The sequence below is a fragment of the Ancylomarina euxina genome, assembly GCF_003863355.1.
GTDB classification, from domain to species: domain Bacteria; phylum Bacteroidota; class Bacteroidia; order Bacteroidales; family Marinifilaceae; genus Ancylomarina; species Ancylomarina euxinus.
The window spans coordinates 1-1,797 of record NZ_QQWG01000055.1 but is presented as its reverse complement, the minus strand read 5'-3'; the positions used below and the strand labels follow the sequence as shown (position 1 = coordinate 1,797).

Annotated in this window: 1 protein-coding gene; it reads right to left on the bottom strand. The window is 34.4% G+C overall.

Annotated features, from left to right (window positions below):
• Positions 1-58: 58 nt before the first annotated feature.
• Positions 59-1,684, bottom strand: a complete 1,626-nt coding sequence (locus tag DWB61_RS17540) for an IS1182 family transposase (RefSeq protein WP_125032235.1) — start codon at positions 1,682-1,684, stop codon at positions 59-61.
• Between the last annotated feature and the right edge of the window lie 113 nt (positions 1,685-1,797).

The window sequence follows — 1,797 nt, the reverse complement described above, 5'->3', positions numbered from 1 at the left end:
GAGGGTGTCCAAAATCAAGGACATCCTCTTTTTCATTAATCCTTCTCGAAAGTATTTTTTAGTTGATTATTGCTAATTCAAATTTACGGTTCAGCATTTTTGCTTTAAATAAGTCAAAAATCACTTCAAAACGAGATAGAATTTCATTTTTAGAAGATGTCCATATTTTTCTGGCAAGCTTCGCCAAATTGAAACCAATTGCAAGTAAGCCAAACTCAAGGTTTACGCCATCTATTGATCTCATTGTAAATCGATTAAATCCCTTGTTGTATTTTATTTGACCAAATACAGCTTCAGGCTCTATAGGTCTGTTACTTCTGTGTTTCAAACCCTTATCACTCATCAGATTCTCTCGGGCCCTTTGTTTGTATGCTCTAAGTCTACTGTTTATTTCGATTGACCTGTTGCCTTTACCTTTGAAGCATCCAGCTCGCATATGGCAATTTTTACAATTTTTCGCTCGGTATTTTTTGATCGTGCTTATGTACCCAAAACCATTACTTTTTTCATATTCTGCTACATAATCCATTTGTTGCCCCATAGGGCAGACAAAGTAATCATGCTCCTTGTTATAATGCATGTTTTGGGTTCGATACGGATTCAATTTGAATGATTTTTTTTGCTCCATATGAAAATAGTTGAACTTCACATAGTGCTCAATATTTTCCTGTTCCAAGTATTGATAATTCTCTTCACTTCCGTATCCTGCATCAGCAACCACTTCTGCTGATTGCCGAGAATACCTTGTTCTAAACCCTTTCAGATAATCGATAAAAGTACGCGTATCAGTTGGGTTTTGATAAATTCCAAAATGTGTTATAAATTGTTTTTCAGTACTGATTTGAACATTATATGCAGGTTTAAGTTGCCCATTTTTCATATGATCTTCCTTCATTCGCATAAAGGTGGCATCCTTATCTGTTTTCGACATTGAATTACGATGATCACCAATATCGGATAAGTTTGTTTCGTATTCTTGCAGCTTAGGAAGGTGCTTGTTTGTGAGTTCTTTTAATAGTTTGATCTCTTCTTTTGTCTTTTCTTTATTGCTTTGGTTGAGTTGCTTGATTTTTTCTTTTAAAACACTCGAATTGATTGGCTCAAGATCAGGCACATCATCAGCATTATCCTGGATGATACCATCTTCGATTTGAGTCAAAATAGAATCTATTTTCTTGTGAAGATTTACTTTATAACGCTCAATAGACTTGCGCCAAACAAAACGATAACGATTAGATTTGCTCTCAATTTTAGTTCCGTCAATATATTGGACTTCCAAACTCACATAACCCATCTCAACCAATATCTTGACAACGTCTGTGAATAATTTATTGATGTGTAGTTTGAGTCTTTTACTTCTAAAGTCGTTAATACAGCTGTGTTTGGGAAACTGTTTGCCAGAGAGCCACATGTAATTGATATTTTCTCTCAAAGCTTTCTCCATCTTACGACAAGAATAAGTATTACTCAAATAGCTATAAACAATTATTTTCAATAGCATACGTGGGTGATATCCTTTACAACCTCCAGCTTTATAACCAGACATTATTTTGGCAATATCCAATTGGTCAACAATTGAGCTGACTAATCTAACAGGAGAGTTCTCTGGAATGTAGCAATCAAGCCGTTCAGGGAAAAGACTGACTTGACCTTGATTATATTCTTTAAAATTAGGCTTTCTCATGCCTTAAGTTACTAATAATCAATAGCATCTCAAAATAAAACACAATTTAATCACTTGATTATTAGATGTTTGTATGAAAAAAAGAAAGAGAGTATCCATTTTTGGACACCCTC

Excerpts from the sequence above, each read along its gene's own strand:
- DWB61_RS17540 (WP_125032235.1), bottom strand. The coding sequence starts at position 1,684 with ATGAGAAAGCCTAATTTTAAAGAATATAATCAAGGTCAAGTCAGTCTT.